Annotated in this window: 15 protein-coding genes and 1 riboswitch; of the genes, 9 read left to right on the top strand and 6 right to left on the bottom strand. The window is 57.6% G+C overall.

Features of this window, described 5'->3' with window-relative positions:
• A complete protein-coding gene (locus tag ACGS9J_RS07615) occupies window positions 1-1,002 on the top strand; it encodes a LacI family DNA-binding transcriptional regulator (protein WP_442230356.1) in 1,002 nt (333 codons plus the stop codon).
• A 22-nt stretch (window positions 1,003-1,024) separates the two neighbouring features.
• Window positions 1,025-2,008 carry a nucleoside hydrolase gene (locus ACGS9J_RS07610; protein ID WP_442230355.1) on the top strand — a complete coding sequence of 328 codons (984 nt, stop codon included), beginning with the start codon at window positions 1,025-1,027 and terminating at the stop codon, window positions 2,006-2,008.
• 55 nt (window positions 2,009-2,063) lie between these two features.
• Here ACGS9J_RS07610 and malM read toward each other — a convergent pair whose 3' ends face one another.
• From malM to ACGS9J_RS07590, 4 genes are all read right to left on the bottom strand, one after another.
• The gene (gene malM / locus ACGS9J_RS07605; RefSeq protein ID WP_442230354.1) at window positions 2,064-2,966 is read right to left on the bottom strand and encodes a maltose operon protein MalM; all 903 of its coding nucleotides are present in this window, start codon (window positions 2,964-2,966) and stop codon (window positions 2,064-2,066) included.
• 95 nt (window positions 2,967-3,061) lie between these two features.
• On the bottom strand, window positions 3,062-4,354 hold the full coding sequence (locus ACGS9J_RS07600) for a maltoporin (RefSeq protein WP_442230353.1): 1,293 nt from the start codon (window positions 4,352-4,354) through the stop codon (window positions 3,062-3,064).
• A gap of 29 nt (window positions 4,355-4,383) precedes the next feature.
• Window positions 4,384-5,493 (bottom strand): maltose/maltodextrin ABC transporter ATP-binding protein MalK, encoded by a 1,110-nt coding sequence (gene malK / locus ACGS9J_RS07595; RefSeq protein ID WP_442230352.1) that lies wholly within the window; start codon window positions 5,491-5,493, stop codon window positions 4,384-4,386.
• On the bottom strand, window positions 5,486-6,457 hold the full coding sequence (locus ACGS9J_RS07590) for an alpha-amylase family glycosyl hydrolase (RefSeq protein ID WP_442230351.1): 972 nt from the start codon (window positions 6,455-6,457) through the stop codon (window positions 5,486-5,488). Before ACGS9J_RS07590 ends, malK begins: the two co-directional genes overlap by 8 nt.
• Window positions 6,458-6,815: 358 nt before the next feature.
• On the opposite strand from ACGS9J_RS07590, the gene malE reads away from it, so the two are divergent.
• From malE to malG, 3 genes are all read left to right on the top strand, one after another.
• The gene (gene malE, locus ACGS9J_RS07585) at window positions 6,816-8,009 is read left to right on the top strand and encodes a maltose/maltodextrin ABC transporter substrate-binding protein MalE (RefSeq protein ID WP_012147166.1); all 1,194 of its coding nucleotides are present in this window, start codon (window positions 6,816-6,818) and stop codon (window positions 8,007-8,009) included.
• A gap of 63 nt (window positions 8,010-8,072) precedes the next feature.
• Entirely contained in the window at window positions 8,073-9,650 is a 1,578-nt protein-coding gene (malF, locus tag ACGS9J_RS07580) for a maltose ABC transporter permease MalF (protein ID WP_442230350.1), read from the top strand.
• Between the two features lie 11 nt (window positions 9,651-9,661).
• The gene (gene malG, locus ACGS9J_RS07575; protein WP_004948829.1) at window positions 9,662-10,552 is read left to right on the top strand and encodes a maltose ABC transporter permease MalG; all 891 of its coding nucleotides are present in this window, start codon (window positions 9,662-9,664) and stop codon (window positions 10,550-10,552) included.
• A 123-nt stretch (window positions 10,553-10,675) separates the two neighbouring features.
• Here malG and psiE read toward each other — a convergent pair whose 3' ends face one another.
• Entirely contained in the window at window positions 10,676-11,083 is a 408-nt protein-coding gene (gene psiE, locus ACGS9J_RS07570) for a phosphate-starvation-inducible protein PsiE (RefSeq protein WP_020837183.1), read from the bottom strand.
• A 222-nt stretch (window positions 11,084-11,305) separates the two neighbouring features.
• Between psiE and ACGS9J_RS07565 the strand changes: the two genes are divergently transcribed.
• Window positions 11,306-12,742 (top strand): capsule assembly Wzi family protein, encoded by a 1,437-nt coding sequence (locus tag ACGS9J_RS07565; RefSeq protein ID WP_442230349.1) that lies wholly within the window; start codon window positions 11,306-11,308, stop codon window positions 12,740-12,742.
• Between the two features lie 62 nt (window positions 12,743-12,804).
• Here the strand turns inward: ACGS9J_RS07565 and pgi are convergent, their stop codons facing one another.
• On the bottom strand, window positions 12,805-14,451 hold the full coding sequence (gene pgi, locus ACGS9J_RS07560) for a glucose-6-phosphate isomerase (RefSeq protein WP_442230348.1): 1,647 nt from the start codon (window positions 14,449-14,451) through the stop codon (window positions 12,805-12,807).
• A gap of 273 nt (window positions 14,452-14,724) precedes the next feature.
• On the opposite strand from pgi, the gene ACGS9J_RS07555 reads away from it, so the two are divergent.
• The 3 genes from ACGS9J_RS07555 (at window position 14,725) to panS (ending at window position 19,316) form a co-directional block, all read left to right on the top strand.
• Window positions 14,725-16,533, top strand: coding sequence for a cation:proton antiporter (locus ACGS9J_RS07555; RefSeq protein WP_442230347.1), 1,809 nt, complete (start codon window positions 14,725-14,727; stop codon window positions 16,531-16,533).
• 52 nt (window positions 16,534-16,585) lie between these two features.
• A riboswitch (Lysine riboswitch) is annotated at window positions 16,586-16,778 on the top strand.
• A gap of 108 nt (window positions 16,779-16,886) precedes the next feature.
• Window positions 16,887-18,254, top strand: a complete 1,368-nt coding sequence (gene lysC, locus ACGS9J_RS07550; RefSeq protein ID WP_442230346.1) for a lysine-sensitive aspartokinase 3 — start codon at window positions 16,887-16,889, stop codon at window positions 18,252-18,254.
• A gap of 144 nt (window positions 18,255-18,398) precedes the next feature.
• On the top strand, window positions 18,399-19,316 hold the full coding sequence (gene panS, locus ACGS9J_RS07545) for a ketopantoate/pantoate/pantothenate transporter PanS (protein WP_442230345.1): 918 nt from the start codon (window positions 18,399-18,401) through the stop codon (window positions 19,314-19,316).
• Window positions 19,317-19,505: the final 189 nt, after the last annotated feature.

Genomic DNA, 19,505 nt, shown 5'->3' with positions numbered 1-19,505 from the left:
TTGGATAATCAATCCGCGCGGCGTATCACCCGCGCCGACGTCGCCCGCGTAGCGGGCACCTCGGTAGCGGTAGTCAGCTACGTGATCAACAAAGGGCCGCGCCCGGTGGCGGAAGCCACCCGTTTGCGGGTTCTGGCGGCGATCGAGCAAACCGGTTACCGGCCGAACGACATCGCCCGGGCGCTGGCCTCGGGCAATACCCTGACCTACGGGTTAGTGGTGCCCGACATCTCCAACCCGTTTTTTGCCACTCTGGCGCGGGCTTTGCAGCGGGAAGCCTTCAACCACGGCCGGGTGCTGCTGCTGGGCGATGCCGGCGACGACCGCCAGCGCGAACACGACCTGATTAACCATCTGCTGCGCCGTCAGGTTGACGGTCTGCTGTACACCAGCGTCGATCGCCATCCCTGGTTTGAACTGATCCGCGCCTCCGGCACGCCATGCGTGATGATCGACACCATCGACAGCCATGCCGGCATTTGCGCCATTCGCGTCGACGAACGCGCGGCTGCCTGTCAGGCAACGCGCCATCTGTTGCAGCACGGCTATCGCGACATCGGCATTTTTGCGGGGCCCTTGACCATGCTGAATGCGCAAGATCGCCTGAACGGCTGGCGCGACGCACTGATCGAGGCAGGCATTATGCCGCGCGAAGAGTGGATATTTGAAGCACCCTATACCCGTCAGGGCGGCTATCAGGCCAGCCAGAAAATGCTGCAAGCCCCCCGGCCACGGGCCATATTCACCTCTAACGAGCAGCAGGCACTCGGCTGTCTGTCGGCGCTGGCGGAACACCGGCTGTGCGTGCCGGACGATCTGGCCATCATTTGTTTTAACGGCACCCAGCAATCCGAGTTCAGCGTGCCGCCGCTCAGCGCGGTCGAACAACCGATTGACGCCATGGCCAAGCGAGCCATCGCCATGCTGGCCGCCGGTGCTGCACAGCCTGAGCTGCACGAATTCGCTTTCCAACTGCATATCCGCCGATCGTGCGGCTGTTAGTTTATTGATTCAGGTAACCGCTATGCGTTTGATTATTGATTGCGACCCCGGCAATGGCATTCCCGGCGCCAACGTCGACGACGGGCTGGCGCTGGCATTGGCCCTGGCGGCCAAGCCACAGCTTTCATTGGAGCTGATCAGCATCGTGGCCGGCAATACGCCGCGCGACGTCGGCTTTGCCGTAGCCAACCATCTGCTGCAGCAAACCGGCTATCAGGTTCCCTTGGCGGTCGGCGCAGCACGCGCCCTGAGCGAACCGCCTGAGCCCTGGCGCGCCCATCTCGATCGCGCGATTGCCGATCCGGACCTGGCCGCACTGTGGCGCAACACGCCTTATCCACAGGCGACGGTGATGCCAACCCCGAACGCCGCCGTGGCGATCGGTGAACTGATCTGCAATAACCCCGGCGAAATCACCCTGGCGGCCATCGGCCCGCTGACCAACGTCGCCCATGCCCTGCAGCTGTACCCGCAAATGGCGCAAGCGGTGAAAGAAATCGTGATCATGGGCGGGGTCTTCAATCTGGAAGGCTACATCAAGGACACCAATTTCGGCCTGGATCCGGAGGCCACACGGCAAGTTTTGACCAGCGGTGCCAATATCACGCTCGCCCCGCTGGATGTCACCACGCAAACCATGCTGACCCAGGAGAGTCTGGCGCAGATGACCCGGCCGGACACGCCGCTGTGCCGTTACCTGCGGAGCACTACCCAACCCTGGATCGACTATTCGCGCCATACCCGCCATCTGCCGGGTTGCTGGATCCATGATGCGCTGGTGATTGCCTGGCTGCTTGAACCGCAGTTGGTGACGACAGAGGAATATTATGTGGATGTTGCGCTGGAGGGTGCCATGACGCGCGGCAGTTCCCGTCGCTGGCGTCCGGGCGGCCTGCGCCTGACGGTGGGCATGCCGGAGCCTGAAGGCAAGCCGTTGCGAGTGATGCAGCAGGTGGATAACGCCCGCCTGCTGGCGTTGATCGGCGCCACCCTGGCCCGCGGATGAAAAAAGGTGCGCCGGGGCGCACCAATCATCGAGCCAGCATCGACAGCGTCGGGTACTACCCCTTGCCTTTCACGCTACCAATAAAGGTTTCACGTGCTGTGGTGGAACCCAGTTTTTCAGCCTCATTCATCAGTTTCAGCGCTTTATCGATATCGCCCGCCTTCACCGCCTGTTTGATGCCATGGTTAAAGTAAGCTTCGGTGTCATTCAACATCGGTTCCGCCGGTTTGCTCGGCGCTGGAGCCGGTGCTGCCGCCACGGCAGCCGTTGAACCCACGACCACTGGCGTCGCCGCCGGCGCCGGTTGCAGCATGCCGATCATGATATTGCCGCTGCCCTGTTCTGCCGTGACCTTCAGTTTGATGGTGCCGCTGGCGCTATGTTTGGCGATCGGATCCGGAATATCCGGCACCGCATTCCCCACTCCCTGCGCATACGCCTTGGCCGGGTTGGTCAACTGGGTGGTTTTCGCCAGATCCTGACGGGTGGTGTACACCAGCAGATAAATTTGTTTCTGACCCAGCGCCGGGGTCAGTTTCAGCGTGCCCTCCAGCCGATCGGATGACATCGCACCCGGTGGCTGATACGGGAAGTAGCTGCTCGGGTAATAGGCCGCAGGGCGCAGGTGCTCATCCAGCACCAGTACGCTCGGCGCGAAGAGTGAGTTGTTCTTGCTGATGCTGCTCAGCGTGACTTCCAGCGAGCCGCGATCGGCCGGCAGCGTATAAGCGGCGATAGCGCCCTGAATGTCGCCCTGATTGATTTGCGGGCTGACGTTGTCCAGTTTGATGTCCTGGCTGACCGGCGGCATCAGCGGTTGCCACGGCAGGCTTTGCAGCGTGGCGGCGCTAATGGCCGGAGCGATGGAAACATTGGCCGGCGTATCGGCATTGGCCACCAGCGGTGCGCCAAGGGTAAGGGCCAGTGACAAGCAGAGTGACAGCAGATTCTTTTTCATTGTTATACCCCATGATATCCGACGTGGCTCAGGCAAGAGAGACGGCGTCGGCGAATACAGGCTGGGGAGAGCACCTGGCCCTCCCCGTTATCTCATTACCACCAGATTTCCATCTGGGCGCCGAAGGTGACTTCATCGTCATTGCCGCGGCTGAAGGTGTGCACGCTGGTATCGTTATACGCAGTGCCTGCGTTATAACCGGTATCACTGTCGGTAGCGTAACCCCATTTCTCATCCCACTTGGCGTAGGTTGCAAATACGCGGATCGCCGGGCGTGACCAGATGCTGTTGCCCGCCTGCCACTGTTGCGCCAGGGTGAGTTTGTACTGGCCGTTGCGATCGCCGGTGCGTTGGGATTTCACGTTGTCGTAGCCGGCTTCCAGCAGGGTGCTCATGATTGGCGTCCATTTGTACATTGGGCGCACGCCCACGGTGTACCAGGTGGAGCCGTTATTGTTGTCACGATCGACGTCCTGGAACATGCCGACGTACATCAGCGCCCATTTATCGTTAAAGTCGATGGCACCGTGATCCAGCACGCGGATCATCTTGCCGTTGTTGTCGATGGTCGAGCCCTGGTTGCGGCCGTTGTTCTGCGAGGTCATCGAATCGGTGGCGTACTGCAGCACAAACTTGTTGTAGCCGGTCAGGATGCTTTGAGTGTGTTCCGCCGTGAACATCCAGCCGTCTTTGCTGGCACCGTCGGCCAGGCTGTAGCCATCCTGGGTATTAGCGCGACCGTAGTCCACGCCCAGCTCCAGGGTGCCACCCGGGTTCAGCTCCAGGCCGGCCAAACGCACGTCGAAGGTGTCGTTGACGGTTGGACGTTGATCCCACTCGTTATCCAGATAACCGTAAGAGCCGCCGGATTCGGAGTTGCGGGTCACGGCGGCAGACAGCTTACCGAAGCCCAGATCGATATTTTCCAGACCGGCGCCCGGGCCGGAGATATCCCAGTAGTAGAAGTCGATCATGTGAACATCATGACGCTGATAGAAACGCTTACCGGCCCACATATTGGCACCCGGTAACCATTCGATCAGGTTTTTACCCTGCACATTCACTTCACGGAAGCCTGGCGTCACGTCTTCCCAGTCGGAACGTTGTGACACGGAGTAGGCCAGGTTGGTATCGAAGTAGAAGCTTTTATCACCTTCTTTCCACACTTCCTGACCCAGCTTCAGCTCGGCGTAGGTCTCGCATTCGTTGCCGAGACGGTACTTACTGCCGGCGCCAGTGGCCTGGAAACACTGTTGTTCGCCGCCACTGCCGGTCCAGCCGATGCCGGAACGGGCGTAGCCTTTAAAATCGACGGCCATCGCCTGAGTGGTAAGCACACCAGCGGCGATTGCCAGTGCCAGAGGAAGTTTGCGCAGAGTAGTCATCATTATTCTCCTGTTATACAGACTGTGATGCTTTAAACGCCCGGCTCCTGGTGCAGCCGTTTACATGCCGTACCGTCCTCACGGAACAGATGGCAACGGTGAGGCGGCAAGCCTATGGCGAATGTTGCACCTTCTTCTACCAGCACCACGTCGTTCTGGCGGTAAACCAGGTTTTGACGAATTGCCGGGATTTGGATGTGGATTTGCGTCTCGTTGCCGAGCTGCTCCACCACCTGTACGTCACCCGTAAGCTGTACTTCAGAGGCATCACTGGGCAGCAGATGCTCTGGGCGAATGCCCAGAGACATGTTGGTTCCGGGCTGAACGTCGGTGCCTTCCACCGGCAACCACACCCACTGGCGGTTAGGCAGTTCGACCTGGACCTGGTGCGGTTCTGCGGCGGTCACTTTGACCGGCAGGAAATTCATTTTCGGCGAGCCGATAAAGCCGGCGACAAAGCGGTTGGCCGGATAGTGATACAACTCCAGCGGCTTGCCGACCTGGGCGACACGCCCGGCGTCCAATACCACGATCTTGTCGGCCAGCGTCATCGCTTCTACCTGATCGTGAGTCACGTAAATCATGGTGCGCTGCAGACGCTTGTGCAGACGCGAGATCTCAATGCGCATCTGTACCCGCAGCGCGGCGTCGAGGTTGGACAGCGGCTCGTCGAGCAGGAACACGTCCGGTTCCGCCACCAGCGTACGGCCGATCGCCACCCGCTGACGCTGCCCGCCAGACAGCGCTTTAGGCCGTCGGTCGAGCAGGTGAGCCAACTGCAGCACTTCCGATACCTGATTCACCCGCTGATTGATTTCCGCTTTTTTGGCACCCGCCAGCTTCAGGCCGAACGACATGTTGTCGGCCACAGACAGGTGCGGGTACAGTGCATAGGACTGGAACACCATGCCGATACCGCGCTCGGACGGCGGCACCTCATTCATGCGTTTGTCGCCGATCATCAGGTCGCCGGAGGTGATGTCCTCCAGCCCGGCGATCATGCGCAGCAACGTCGATTTGCCGCAGCCCGATGGCCCGACAAACACCACAAACTCACCGTCATCTATCGTCAGATTGACGTCTTTGGAAATCACAGCCTCGCCGAAGGCCTTATAAACGCTGCGCAATGTGACGCTAGCCATGCGTTACTCCCCTGCTTTCGCAGTTAACATTTCGTGTAAAAATGGCGGACGCAAAACCCGCCAAAACCCATTGATGACCCTCTTGCTGTGCACCGTGCTGCCATGCCAGTGGCAAGGTCGCCTCAGACGGCGCGGCGGCCTGAGTATAAGGCTGCAGGTTAATCAGCGCTTCAAGGCATTGATCCTGATGGGTAATAAGTAAGCGAACCACGCCATTACGCTGGCTGACCACGCTCAGTTCGCCGAGTTGGATGACCGGCAACCGACGCAGCGCCAGCAGAGACTGGCAGTAACGCAAAGTGGATTGGTTGTCATGCTGTTGGCGGCTGATGGCCAGCGCGCGATGTTCGATGGCTACCTGCTGATACCAGTGGATCTCACCGGCGGTCACCTGCTCCGGCGCTTCATGCCAGGGCATCGGCGTTTGCGCACCCAGCGGATCCTGCAGACCGGCGGCGTGCGGCAAACCCAGTTCTTCGCCCTGATACAGGCAGATAGGCGCGGGCAGCATCGCCAGCAGCGTCAAAAAAGCATCCGCCGAACGCAAATTGCCCTGCCCCCAGTGGCTAACAACCCGCGGCTGGTCGGCATCACCGGTGCTCCACAGGCTGTCCGCCAGCGTGGCGCGGCGGGCATGCAACACCTCAACCAGTTTCTCTACGCTGAAGGGCACCACTTCCAGCGCCAGGGGGCTACGAAGATACTGTCGCGACGCAGCGGCGCGACGAATGTGGTGGAGCCCATCGCAATACCACAGCGCCAGACCCTGAGCGGCGACCGCCGCCCCCTCTTGCGCCGTCAAGGCCTGCGGCAGGACCAGACCGTCGATCGACAGTTGGTTCAGATAGGGCAACGCCGCAATCATGCCGTGAGCATCGCCCACGCCGTCCCCGTTTCCATCTCGGAAACTGACCGGATGGATCCGGTACAGGGTTGGCTGAGTGACGGTAGGCATTGGCGACATAAATCCGGTTCCCTGCTGCACGTGGCGATAAAATCAATGTGGCCGATAGTGCGGTAAACCCCACAAAGGGTAATCATCCGTAACAGGATTTTTCATGGGGGAGGAGATGGGAGGATGAGAGAACGACCGCTACGACGAGAAGTTCCACGCTTAAGACAAATCTGTGATCTGCCTGGCAAAAATCGTCCCCCTATTTTGTGTCTGACACCACAGAATAGGGAGCAATGTTAACTGGATCACACTACGCAGGCGTGGGGCGTAGAGGGGGGGAGGATGAGAATGTGTCGCTTTGTGACCCACTATTACCGCGAAACCTCTCTCCTTGATTTACGTGCCCATAAAAAAGAAGGATTGGATTATGACTCGCAGCTTTACCACCGCCCGCACACTGGTGCTTTCGGCTCTGACCACTTTGGTGCTTTCCTCTTCCGCCTTCGCCAAGATCGAGGAAGGGAAACTGGTTATCTGGATCAACGGCGATAAAGGCTATAACGGCCTGGCCGAAGTCGGCAAAAAGTTTGAGAAAGACACCGGCATCAAAGTCACCATCGAGCATCCGGACAAGCTGGAAGAGAAATACCCGCAGGTTGCCGCCACCGGCGACGGCCCGGACATCATCTTCTGGGCCCATGACCGCTTTGGCGGCTACGCGCAGTCCGGCCTGCTGGCCGAGATCCATCCTTCCAAAGCCTTCCAGGACAAACTGTTCCCGTTCACCTGGGATGCGGTGCGCTACGACGGCAAGCTGATCGGCTACCCGATCGCGGTGGAAGCGCTGTCGCTGATTTACAACAAAGACCTGATCAAGCAGGCGCCAAAAACCTGGGAAGAGATCCCGGCGCTGGACAAAGAGCTGCGCGCCAAAGGCAAAAGCGCCATCATGTGGAACCTGCAAGAACCCTACTTCACCTGGCCGATTATCGCCGCCGACGGCGGTTATGCCTTCAAGTATGAGAACGGCAAATACAATATCAAAGATGTTGGCGTCGCCAATACCGGTTCGCAGGCCGGTCTGCAGTTCATCGTCGATCTGGTGAAAAACAAGCACATCAACGCCGATACCGATTATTCCATTGCCGAAGCCGCCTTCAATAAGGGCCAAACCGCCATGACCATCAATGGTCCGTGGGCCTGGTCGAACATCGAGCAAAGCAAAATCAACTACGGCGTGACCCTGCTGCCCACCTTTAAAGGCAAGCCGTCCAAACCTTTCGTTGGCGTACTGACCGCCGGGATCAACGCCGCCAGCCCGAACAAAGAGTTGGCGACCGAATTCCTGGAAAACTACCTGCTGACCAACGAAGGTCTGGCGGACGTCAACAAGGACAAACCGCTGGGCGCGGTAGCCCTGAAGTCCTACCAGGAGCAACTGGCGAAGGATCCGAAAATCGCCGCCACCATGGAAAACTCACAGAACGGCGAAATCATGCCTAACATCCCGCAGATGAGCGCCTTCTGGTACGCCGAACGCAGTGCGGTAATCAATGCCGTCAGCGGTCGCCAGACGGTGAAAGCCGCGCTGGACGATGTTCAGACCCGAATCACCAAGTAACACACAATGTTGTGCGGGGTGCGGATCAGCCCCCCGCTGTGGCTTCACAGAAAGGAACGCCCTATGCAATTAGCTCACGCCGGGTCCCCTGCGCGCAAAAAGTCGAAGTGGTGGCAGAGTGACACACTGAAATGGCTGGTCATCGGCCTGTTCAGCCTGGTTACCTGCTATCTGATTGTGTTGATGTATGCACAGGGTGAATACCTGTTCGCCATTCTGACGCTAATATTGGTCAGCGCCGGGCTGTACGTCTTCGCCAACCGCCGTGCTTACGCCTGGCGCTACGTCTACCCGGGCATCGCCGGCATGGGGCTGTTTGTCCTGTTTCCGCTGATTTGCACTATCGCCATCGCCTTTACCAACTACAGCAGCACCAACCAGCTCACCTTTGAGCGCGCCCAGTCGGTGTTGATGCAGCGCCAGTTCCAGACAGGAAAAACCTTCACCTTCGGGCTCTATCCGGCGGAAAATCAACGCTGGCGTCTGCAGCTAACCCACCCCGACAGTGGCCAACAGCTGATTTCAGAGCCGTTCAGTTTTGACGCCAGTGCGCCGCAAACGCTGAAACTGACGGAGGAAAGCGCAGCACCGGCAGGCGAACGCGCCACGTTGCGCGTGATCACGCAAAACCGCCAGGCACTGAGCCAATTGGTGGCACAATTGCCGGATGGCGGCGAGTTGCGCATGAGTTCCCTGCGCCAGTTCTCCGGCACCACCCCGCTTTACGCGCTGGATAAAGACAGCAATACGCTGACCGACCAACAAACGCATATTCAATACCGGCCGAACCCGGAGATTGGTTTCTATCAGGCGGTAAATGCCGAGGGCAACTGGGCCAAAGAGACCCTCAGCCCGGGCTATACCGTCACCATCGGCTGGAAAAACTTCCTGCGCGTTCTGCAGGACGAAGGCATCAAGAAACCGTTCGTGTCGATCTTTATCTGGACCATCGTGTTCTCGGTCATGACCGTGATCCTCACCGTGGCCGTCGGCATGGTGCTGGCCTGCGTGGTGCAGTGGGAAGCGCTGAAAGGCAAAGCGGTCTATCGCGTGATGCTGATCCTGCCCTACGCGGTGCCGTCGTTTATTTCGATACTGATTTTCAAAGGGTTGTTCAACCAAAGCTTCGGTGAAATCAACATGATGCTCAGCCATCTGTTCGGCATTAAACCGGCCTGGTTCAGCGACCCTATCACCGCCAAAAGCATGATTTTGATCGTCAACACCTGGCTGGGTTATCCCTACATGATGATCCTGTGCATGGGGCTGTTGAAGGCGATACCCGACGATTTGTACGAGGCTTCGGCGATGGACGGCGCCACCCCGATGCAGAACTTTTTCCGCATCACTTTGCCGCTGCTGATCAAGCCGCTGACGCCGCTGATGATCGCCAGCTTCGCCTTCAACTTTAACAACTTTGTCTTGATTCAACTGTTGACCAACGGCGGGCCGGACATGATTGGCACCACCACGCCGGCCGGTTATACCGACCTGCTGGTCAGCTACACCTACCGCATCGCTTTCGAAGGCGGCGGCGGACAGGACTTCGGGCTGGCGGCCGCCATTGCCACGCTGATCTTCCTGCTGGTGGGCGCCCTGGCGATCCTGAATCTGAAAGCCAGCAAGATGAACTTCGACTAGGGAGAAAAATAATGGCCATGGTCCAACCTAAATCCCAGCGCCTGCGCCTGTGGATGACCCATACTCTGATGCTGTGCTTTATCGCCCTGATCATGTTCCCGCTGCTGATGGTGGTGACCATCTCGCTGCGCTCCGGCAACTTCGCCACCGGCAGCCTGATACCGGAACAGATTTCATGGGATCACTGGCGGTTGGCGCTAGGCATGAGCGTGACCCACGCCGATGGCAGCGTCACCCCGCCGCCGTTCCCGGTGCTGCTGTGGTTGTGGAACTCGATCAAGATCGCGGTGATCACCGCCATCGGCATCGTCACGCTGTCCACCACCTGCGCTTACGCCTTTGCCCGCATGCGTTTTCGCGGCAAGAGCACGTTGCTGAAAAGCATGCTGATTTTCCAGATGTTCCCGGCGGTGCTGTCGCTGGTGGCGTTGTATGCCCTGTTCGATCGTCTGGGCCAATACATTCCGTTTATCGGCCTGAACACCCACGGCGGGGTGATCTTCGCTTACATGGGCGGGATCGCGCTGCACGTCTGGACCATCAAAGGCTATTTCGAAACCATCGATAACTCGCTGGAGGAAGCCGCGGCCCTGGATGGCGCCAGCCCTTGGCAGGCCTTCCGTCTGGTGCTGTTACCGCTGTCAGTACCGATTCTGGCGGTGGTGTTTATTCTGTCGTTTATCGCTGCGATTACCGAGGTGCCGGTGGCCTCACTGCTGCTGCGTGACGTCAACAGCTACACGCTGGCGGTAGGCATGCAGCAATATCTGAATCCGCAAAACTATTTGTGGGGCGATTTTGCCGCGGCGGCAGTGCTGTCGGCAATCCCGATTACCGCCGTTTTCCTGCTGGCGCAGCGCTGGCTGGTGGGAGGCCTGACGGCCGGTGGGGTGAAAGGTTAGATTTTCTCCGGCTTCACTCAAGGGTGGGGCCCTACTGCGCTTGATGTACTTCAGTTATTTCCGATCAATACCTGTGTCTTCGGCGGCCCTATCGGGCCGCCATTTTTCTAGCATGAAGGATATCTATTCGCGTTTTAAGCGGTCGGTATTGGCCAGGTAGAGCGTCACCACCAGTAACAATATCGCGGCGGAATAAATTAGCGTATCAATGGGGTTTTCATGATCCACAATGATCAAACGGATAATTGCGGTGATGCCGATATAAATAAAGTAACGCAGCGGGAAGTGATAACCCGACTCAAAGTACTTCACAATCAAGGCAATAAACTCAAAGTAGAGGAAGTAAATCACAATCCCCTCAATCAGCAGATAGGACGTCGACTCCTCGTTGTTTACAAACAGCACTTTCGCCAAATGAATAGTTTCTTTCACTAAAAAGACGATCAGGATCGCCGCCAACAGTAACAAACCCACGTTCAGCACACGTTGCAGCCCTTTGGCCACCATCACGGAGCGGGAGGTTTTTGCCATAATTATTCCCCATAAAAAACCACTGAAATTATCCGCGCATCCTGGCATAGGCATTATCTTAAAAATGTTCCCTTGCGAAGCGACACAGTAAAGCCACTTTAATTCAATAAGTTACACTAGGATGTTTCTCATTTATATATTTGTAGCAAATTGAAATGTCAACTATGATGGGTCATAGATCTTTACATAAAACAAACAACTCGAATTAACAAGGGAATATTTATGCGCGCTAAACTTAACGGATTGGTCGCCGCAGGCCTGTTTACCTGTGCATTAAGCGGCCATGCCAGCGGATTGGTAACCCCTGATAATGACCTGCGTAATGATCTCGCCTGGCTGTCCGATCGCGGTGTAATCAACGTTAGCCTGTCCACCTGGCCACTGAGTCAGGAAGAAATCAGTTCAGTTATCTCACAGGCCAAGCCGGTAACCAATACCGAAAAAAACGTCATCGACCGCGTACAACGCCGCGTCGGTGAGTTGAAAGCCAATATCCGCGTCAGCGGCTACGCCGCCACCGATAAACCCGGCACGCCACAGGGCTTCGGCCAGAACCAATATGCTGACCAAAGCCTGACCATCGGCGCCGGTGCCAACGGCGAATTCTGGGACGTCCGCGTTCAGGGCTCTGTCGAAGGTGATCAACGCGTCAGCGACGGTTCCAAATTCAACCTGAACGGCTCCTATGGTGCAGTAAAAATCTGGAACCAATGGTTGTCCTTTGGTGAAGTTTCCCAGTGGTGGGGTCCTGGCTACGACGGCAGCCTGATTCGTTCCGACGCCGCACGCCCGGTCGCCGGTTTTATGTTGCAGCGCGCCGACCAATCGCCGTTCGAAACCCCTTGGCTGTCGTGGATTGGCCGCTGGCAGTACCAGCTGACAGCGGGTCAGCTGTCGCAATATTCTTCTGTACCTGATACCAAGTTGATTGGTGGCCGTCTGACCATGATGCCGACCAACTTCCTTGAACTGGGTGCCTCGCGCATCATGGAGTGGGGCGGCAGCGGTCGACCTCAATCCTTTAGCTCCTTCTGGGACGCTTTTACCGGCAAGGACAACGATGACTCTGGACAGGGCAACGATCCGGGCAACCAGCTCGCCGGTTTCGACTTCAAGCTGAAAATGCAGCCATTGATTGGCCTGCCTGTCAGCCTGTACGGCCAGTTGGTCGGTGAAGATGAGGCCGGTTTCCTGCCATCGCAAAACACCTACCTGTTGGGTCTGGAAGGCCACCCTGAATGGGGCCCGACCACCATCAACTGGTCTATCGAAGGGGCTGATACCCGCGCCGATATGAACCGCAAAGGCTATGTTTACACCCACTACACCTACAAGGGCGGCTACTATCAGCAAGGCTACCCTCTGGGCCACGCCATGGGCGGCGACGGCCAAATGCTGTCCGGCCGTGTAGAAATGGTGCTGGACGATGGCCAACGCTGGAGCACCCGTCTGGTGTACGCCAAAGTGAACCCGAACAGCCAGTCGATCAACCAGGCGTTCCCGAAATCCGACACGCTGAAAGGCATTCAGTTGGGTTGGGGTTACAGCTTCGACTCTCAGGTCAAGTTTGATACCAGCCTCTGGTACACCGATAACAACGCCAGCACTGCCGATGACGTGGGCGCAGGCATCAGTTTCGAAGTGCCTATCAATCTGTAATCTTTCAGACGTAAAAAAACCCGCCGCGGCGGGTTTTTTATTGGCCTCCATTCAGGCTGCCATTAACGCCATTCTTTGAAGCGGTTGATCAACGCATTGGTTGAGCTGTCATGGCTGCTGACCGCTTCGTCACCCGCCAGTTCCGGCAGGATGCGGTTAGCAAGTTGTTTGCCCAGCTCCACGCCCCACTGGTCGAAGGTGAAGATATTAAGGATTGCGCCCTGGGTGAAGATTTTGTGTTCATACAGGGCGATCAGGCTGCCCAGGCTGAACGGCGTAATCTCACGCAGCAAGATAGAGTTGGTTGGGCGGTTGCCTTCAAACACCTTGAACGGTGCCACGTGCTTGACCTCTTCCGGCGTTTTACCCTGGGCGGCGAACTCTTGTTCTACCACCTCCAGAGATTTACCAAACGCCAATGCCTCGGTCTGCGCGAAGAAGTTCGACAGCAGCTTGGCATGGTGGTCGCTCAGGGGATTATGGCTGATGGCCGGCGCGATAAAATCGCAAGGCACCAGTTTGGTCCCCTGGTGGATCAGTTGGTAAAACGCGTGCTGCCCGTTGGTGCCCGGCTCGCCCCAGATGATTGGGCCGGTCTGGTAATCCACCGGATTGCCGTTGCGATCGACATATTTACCGTTGGACTCCATGTTGCCCTGCTGGAAATAGGCGGCAAAGCGGTGCATGTACTGGTCGTACGGCAGGATAGCTTCGGTTTCTGCGCCGAAGAAGTTGTTGTACCAGATACCGATCAGCGCCAGCAGCACCGGCAGGTTTTTGTCCGCCGGCGTTTGTGCGAAGTGTTTATCCATCGCATGCGCACCGCTGAGCAGTTGTTCGAAGTGCTCGTAACCCAGCGACAGAGCGATCGACAGGCCAATCGCCGACCACAGGGAATAACGACCGCCAACCCAGTCCCAGAACTCGAACATGTTGTCCGTGTCGATACCGAACTCGCCTACCGCCTTGCCGTTGGTGGACAGCGCCGCGAAGTGTTTCGCCACGTGTTTTTGGTCACCGGCGGTGCTCAGGAACCAGTCGCGCGCGCTATGGGCGTTGGTCATGGTTTCCTGGGTGGTGAAGGTTTTGGAGGCCACCAGGAACAGGGTGGTTTCCGGGTTCAGCGGTTTGAGCGTTTCGGCGATATGGGTGCCGTCGACGTTGGAGACGAAGTGCATATTCAGGTGATTTTTGTACGGGCGCAGCGCCTCGGTGGCCATATAAGGGCCGAGATCCGAACCGCCGATACCGATGTTCACCACGTCAGTAATCGCTTTGCCGGTGTAACCTTTCCAGTCGCCGCCAATCACGCGATCGCAGAACTGCTTCATTTTGGCCAGCACCGCATTCACTTCCGGCATCACATCTTTGCCATCCACGATGATTGGGCTGTTGCTGCGGTTACGCAGGGCAACGTGCAGCACCGCACGGTCTTCGGTACGGTTAATTTTCTCGCCGGCAAACATGGATTTGATCGCGCTTTGCAGATCGGTCTCTTTGGCCAGGGCCTGCAACTTCTCCAGGGTTTCCGCAGTAATGCGGTTTTTAGAGTAGTCCACCAGCATCTGGTCGTTGAAGGTAGCGGAAAACCTGGAGAAACGCTCTTTGTCCTGAGCAAACAGATCGCTGATCTGTACGTCTTTCATCTGTTCAAAATGTTGCTGCAGGGCTTGCCAAGCAGCGGTTTGACTAGGATTGATATTTTTCATAGCAACACTCTTAGGCTTGAGAATAAATGTGACGTGGTTGTCCGATTGTAGCCTGTTCGACTGTGATTATGATCTCTTTTCTTGCGATAGGCGTTAACTGTCAAACACCGCCGCATCGTTTCAGCGCTTCCCCTATACTTTTGGATAACAGCCTGTTATCAGGGTTACTTAACTGTCACTAAACTGTGTCAGGTTATCACCACGTCAATGACGTAATTAGGCTAAGGATGCGCGACCCACAGGGTTGCGGTGTGAACGACGAAGGACATGACTATGGAATTATCTGCCCCATTGATGTTGGTGGTTATTGGATTGAGTTCACTGCTGGCGCAGTGGCTCGCCTGGGTGTTGCGCCTGCCGGCCATTCTGCCGTTGCTGGTGTTTGGCATCGTGCTGGGGCCGGTGGTGCATTGGGTTCAGCCGGATGCGCTGTTTGGCGATCTGCTATTCCCGCTGGTGTCGCTGTCGGTCGCCATTATTCTGTTTGAAGGTGCACTGACGCTGCGGGTTGAGGAAATACGTGGCCTCGGCGGCGTGGTGCGCAACCTGGTGACCATTGGCATGCTGATAACCTTCCTGGTGATCGGCGTGGCCTGCTGGTGGCTGCTGGACTTTCCCCCTGAGCTGGCGGCGCTGATCGGCGCGGTCACGGTGGTCACCGGCCCGACGGTGATCGCCCCGCTGATGCGCGTGGTGCGGCCCAACGCCAACATCAACCAGGTGTTGCGCTGGGAAGGCATCGTCATCGATCCGGTCGGTGCCATTTTCACCCTGCTGGTGTTCGAATTTATCGTTCTGAAACAGCATTCGGAGTCTTACACCCACCTGTTCTGGACGCTGGGCATTACCGCCGTCGTCGGTCTGGTGACCGGCGCGCTGTTCGGCTATTTGCTGGGTCTGGCGCTGCGCCGCGTCTGGCTGCCGCGCTACCTGCAAAACCTGGCGGTGCTGGCGATTATGCTCACTGCCTTTGGCGTGTCCAACGCTATTGCCGACGAGTCCGGCCTGCTAACCGTGACCGTGATGGGGATCTGGTTGGCCAATATGCGCGATGTGGATACCAGCGACATTCTGGCATTTAAAGAAGAGCTGTCGGCGATCCTGATTTCTGCGCTGTTTATCATTTTGGCGGCGCGGCTTGATGTTCAGGCCCTGTGGAACATGGGTTGGCCGCTATTGGGCCTGTTGCTGGTGGTGCAATTTATCGCCCGCCCGTTGTGCATTGCGGTATCAACCTGGCGCTCCACCCTGCACTGGCGCGATCGCCTGCTGTTATGCTGGATCGCCCCGCGCGGCATCGTCGCCGCGGCGGTCAGTTCGCTGTTTGCCCTGACGTTGCAACGCAGCGGCTACCCGGGTGCCGATCGGCTGGTGACCGTGGTGTTCGCCGTGATCATCGGCACCGTGGTGCTGCAAAGCCTGACCAGCGGCATGATGGCGCGTTGGCTGCGAGTACAGCAGCAAAAACCGCGGGGGGTGCTGATTGTCGGTGCCAACAGCGTAGCGCGCATGTTGGCGCAGGCGTTGATGAAATTGAATATCCCGGTGCTCGTCACCGACAGCAGTTGGGAATATTACCGCCAGGCACGTATGGACGGCATTCCCGCCTATTATGGCCATGCTTACTCTGAACATGCCGAAAACTATCTCGATCTCAGCGACACCGCACAGGTGCTGGCGCTCTCCCCCAACCGCCATCAGAATGCGTTGGCGGTTTATCACTTCGGCCATATTTTTGGCGAAGGACAGGTGTTCGCTATCCGTTCCGGCGCGCCGCTGAAAGGCCGTGGCAACAGTGCGGAAAGTTCACGTTTTCGCCGGCATGAGATCCTGTTCAATCAGGAGGCCACCTATGGTCGATTGAGCAGCCTGATCGCCCATGGCGCCACCATCAAGGCCACCAAGCTGAACGAGAACTTTGGCTGGTTGGAATATATTGAGAAGAATCAGGGGATTATTCCGCTTTTCAGCCAGCGCGAAGACGGCAAACTGCAGCCGATCGGCACCGGTTTCGTCCCTACCATGCCCTGTACGCTGATTGCGCTGGTACAAGATGAAAATCCCTCAACTTCCGGACGTTGACAGCAGCGCGATAACCGGCTATTCCTAACAACCTACTTGCGCACCCGGTGTGCAAGCCAGAAGAGGCGCGTCGCCCAGGTAGAGTGTCAGAGGAGCCGTTTTCCAATGACGACGCTTGAGGGGGAGCGACGCCGAGGTAAGGTGATGCGCGGCATTCATCGTATCGACTACAGGGGCTGAATCCCCTGGGTTGTCACCAGAGATTGTCCGCAGGGCAATCAGCAAGGTGGGGCGCTTCTGGGTGTATCGTAGCTTTATCTCTACGCCTGCCCCCGTTTATCGCTCCTCCCTTGTGCCAAGGCTATGAAAAAAAGCGCTCTATGAATAGAGCCACCCTGACACGAGGTTTTTACATGAACCAAGCAGCACCCCAGAATGCCACCGTTGTCGCCAAATTCGGCGGCACCAGCGTTGCCGACTATGAAGCAATGAACCGCAGCGCCGACGTCGTTCTCTCCAATCCGAACGTACGTCTGGTGGTATTGTCCGCTTCTGCGGGCGTCACCAACCTGCTGGTGGCTCTGGCCGAAGGCAGCGATGCCGACAAGCGTCACTATCAGCTCGATGAAATCCGTCGTATCCAATATGCCATTCTCGATCGCCTCGATAATCCGGCAGTGGTTCGCGACGAAATCGACCGCATGCTGGAAAACATCGCCATGTTGTCCGAAGCGGCGGCGTTGGCCACCTCGACGGCGCTGACCGACGAACTGGTCAGCCACGGCGAACTGATGTCTACCCTGCTGTTCGTTGAGATCCTGCGCGGTCGTCAAGTGCAGGCGGAATGGTTTGACGTACGCAAAGTCATGCACACCGACGATCATTTTGGTCGCGCAACGCCAGACAGCGCAGCGCTGAACCAACTGGCCCAGTCACTGCTCAAACCACGCCTGCAGGAAGCCCTGGTGGTCACTCAGGGCTTTATCGGCAGCGAGCCGAAAGGCCGTACCACCACGCTGGGCCGCGGCGGCAGCGATTACACCGCCGCACTGTTGGGCGAAGCGTTGAGCGTCAGCCGGGTCGATATCTGGACCGACGTGCCGGGCATCTACACCACCGACCCACGCGTGGTTCCGGCGGCAAAACGCATCGATAAAATCGCCTTTGAAGAAGCGGCGGAAATGGCCACCTTCGGCGCGAAAGTGCTGCACCCGGCCACCCTTTTGCCGGCCGTTCGCAGCGATATTCCGGTGTTTGTCGGCTCAAGCAAAGACCCCTCGGCCGGCGGAACCCTGGTGTGCAACACCACCGAGAATCCACCGCTATTCCGTGCGCTGGCGCTGCGCCGCAAGCAAACCCTGCTGACGCTGCACAGCCTCAATATGCTGCACGCACGCGGTTTCCTGGCCGAAGTGTTCAGTATTTTGGCACGCCACAATATCTCGGTGGACCTGATCACCACTTCTGAGGTGAGCGTCGCGCTGACCATGGACACCACGGGCTCAACCTCTACCGGCGGCAGTCTGCTGACCACCTCGTTGCTGACCGAACTGTCGTCACTGTGCCGGGTCGAAGTGGAAGAAAATCTGGCGCTGGTGGCGTTGATCGGCAACAAGCTTTCTCAGGCCTGCGGCGTGGGTAAAGAGGTATTCGGCGTGCTCGACCCGTTCAATATCCGCATGATCTGTTACGGCGCCAGCAGCTACAACCTGTGCTTCCTGGTACCGGGCGACGACGCCGAGCAAGTGGTTCGCACCCTGCACCACAACCTGTTCGAATAAGCTACTATCATCCTTTGCAGGCGCAGCATGCTGCGCCTCTACCTCTAAAAAAGCAGTCCATAACCGTAGGGGTTCAGTCCGCTGAGCCCGCAAAAAACACAACGCCACCCCATCGTTCTTATTTGGCTAAGGAAAACCTCACTCATGCTCGCGAAATTTACCCGATTATTCCCCCTGTGGGCGGTGCTGCTCGCCGTCGCCGCCTACAGCACTCCCACCACGTTTAGCGGTATCGGCCCCTACGTCAGCCCGCTGCTGATGTTGATCATGTTCGCCATGGGCGTCACGCTGCGGCTTGATGACTTCAAACGCGTACTTTCCCGTCCCGGCCCGGTCGCGGCGGGGATCTTTTTGCATTACCTGATCATGCCGCTGGCGGCCTGGCTCCTGGCCATGCTGTTCCATATGCCGCCGGATCTTTCCGCCGGCATGGTACTGGTCGGCAGCGTCGCCAGCGGCACCGCCTCCAACGTCATGATTTATCTTGCCAAAGGGGATGTGGCTCTGTCGGTGACCATCTCGGCGGTGTCCACGCTGGTGGGCGTATTCGCTACGCCGCTACTGACCCGCTTGTATGTCGATACCGAGATCAGCGTCGATGTCATGGGGATGTTGCTGAGCATTCTGCAGATCGTGGTGATCCCGATTGGACTGGGTTTGATCGTCCACCACACCTTGACCAAAACCGTCAAACGTATTGAACCGATCCTGCCGGCATTGTCGATGATCTGTATTCTGGCGATCATCAGTGCGGTGGTCGCAGGCAGCCAGAGCCACATCGCCTCGGTCGGGCTGGTGGTGATCATTGCGGTGATCCTGCATAACGGCATCGGATTGTTGAGCGGTTACTGGGGTGGCAAGCTGTTCGGCTTCGACGAATCTACCTGTCGCACGCTGGCGATTGAAGTCGGCATGCAGAACTCGGGGTTGGCGGCGACGCTGGGGAAAATCTACTTCTCACCGCTGGCCGCGTTGCCGGGCGCCCTGTTCTCGGTGTGGCATAACCTGTCCGGTTCCCTGCTGGCAGGCTACTGGTCCGGTCGGCCGATCAATAAAAAATAATCTCACGTCGGGGCGCAGCCATTTGCGCCCCCCACCCCTTCTGCGAAATTTCGTATTTCCCACTGGTCGGATTGTCACAATTACCCCCATCCTCTATTATCCCCGAACAAAATAAAAATTCAGATTCTTCTTAACGCTGCCGATAACCGTCTGTAATGATACAAACGGGAAAAGACAATTAATTTACTT

This window comes from Serratia quinivorans (genome assembly GCF_052113645.1).
GTDB classification, from domain to species: domain Bacteria; phylum Pseudomonadota; class Gammaproteobacteria; order Enterobacterales; family Enterobacteriaceae; genus Serratia; species Serratia quinivorans_B.
This window is presented reverse-complemented; position numbering and strand designations above follow the sequence as displayed.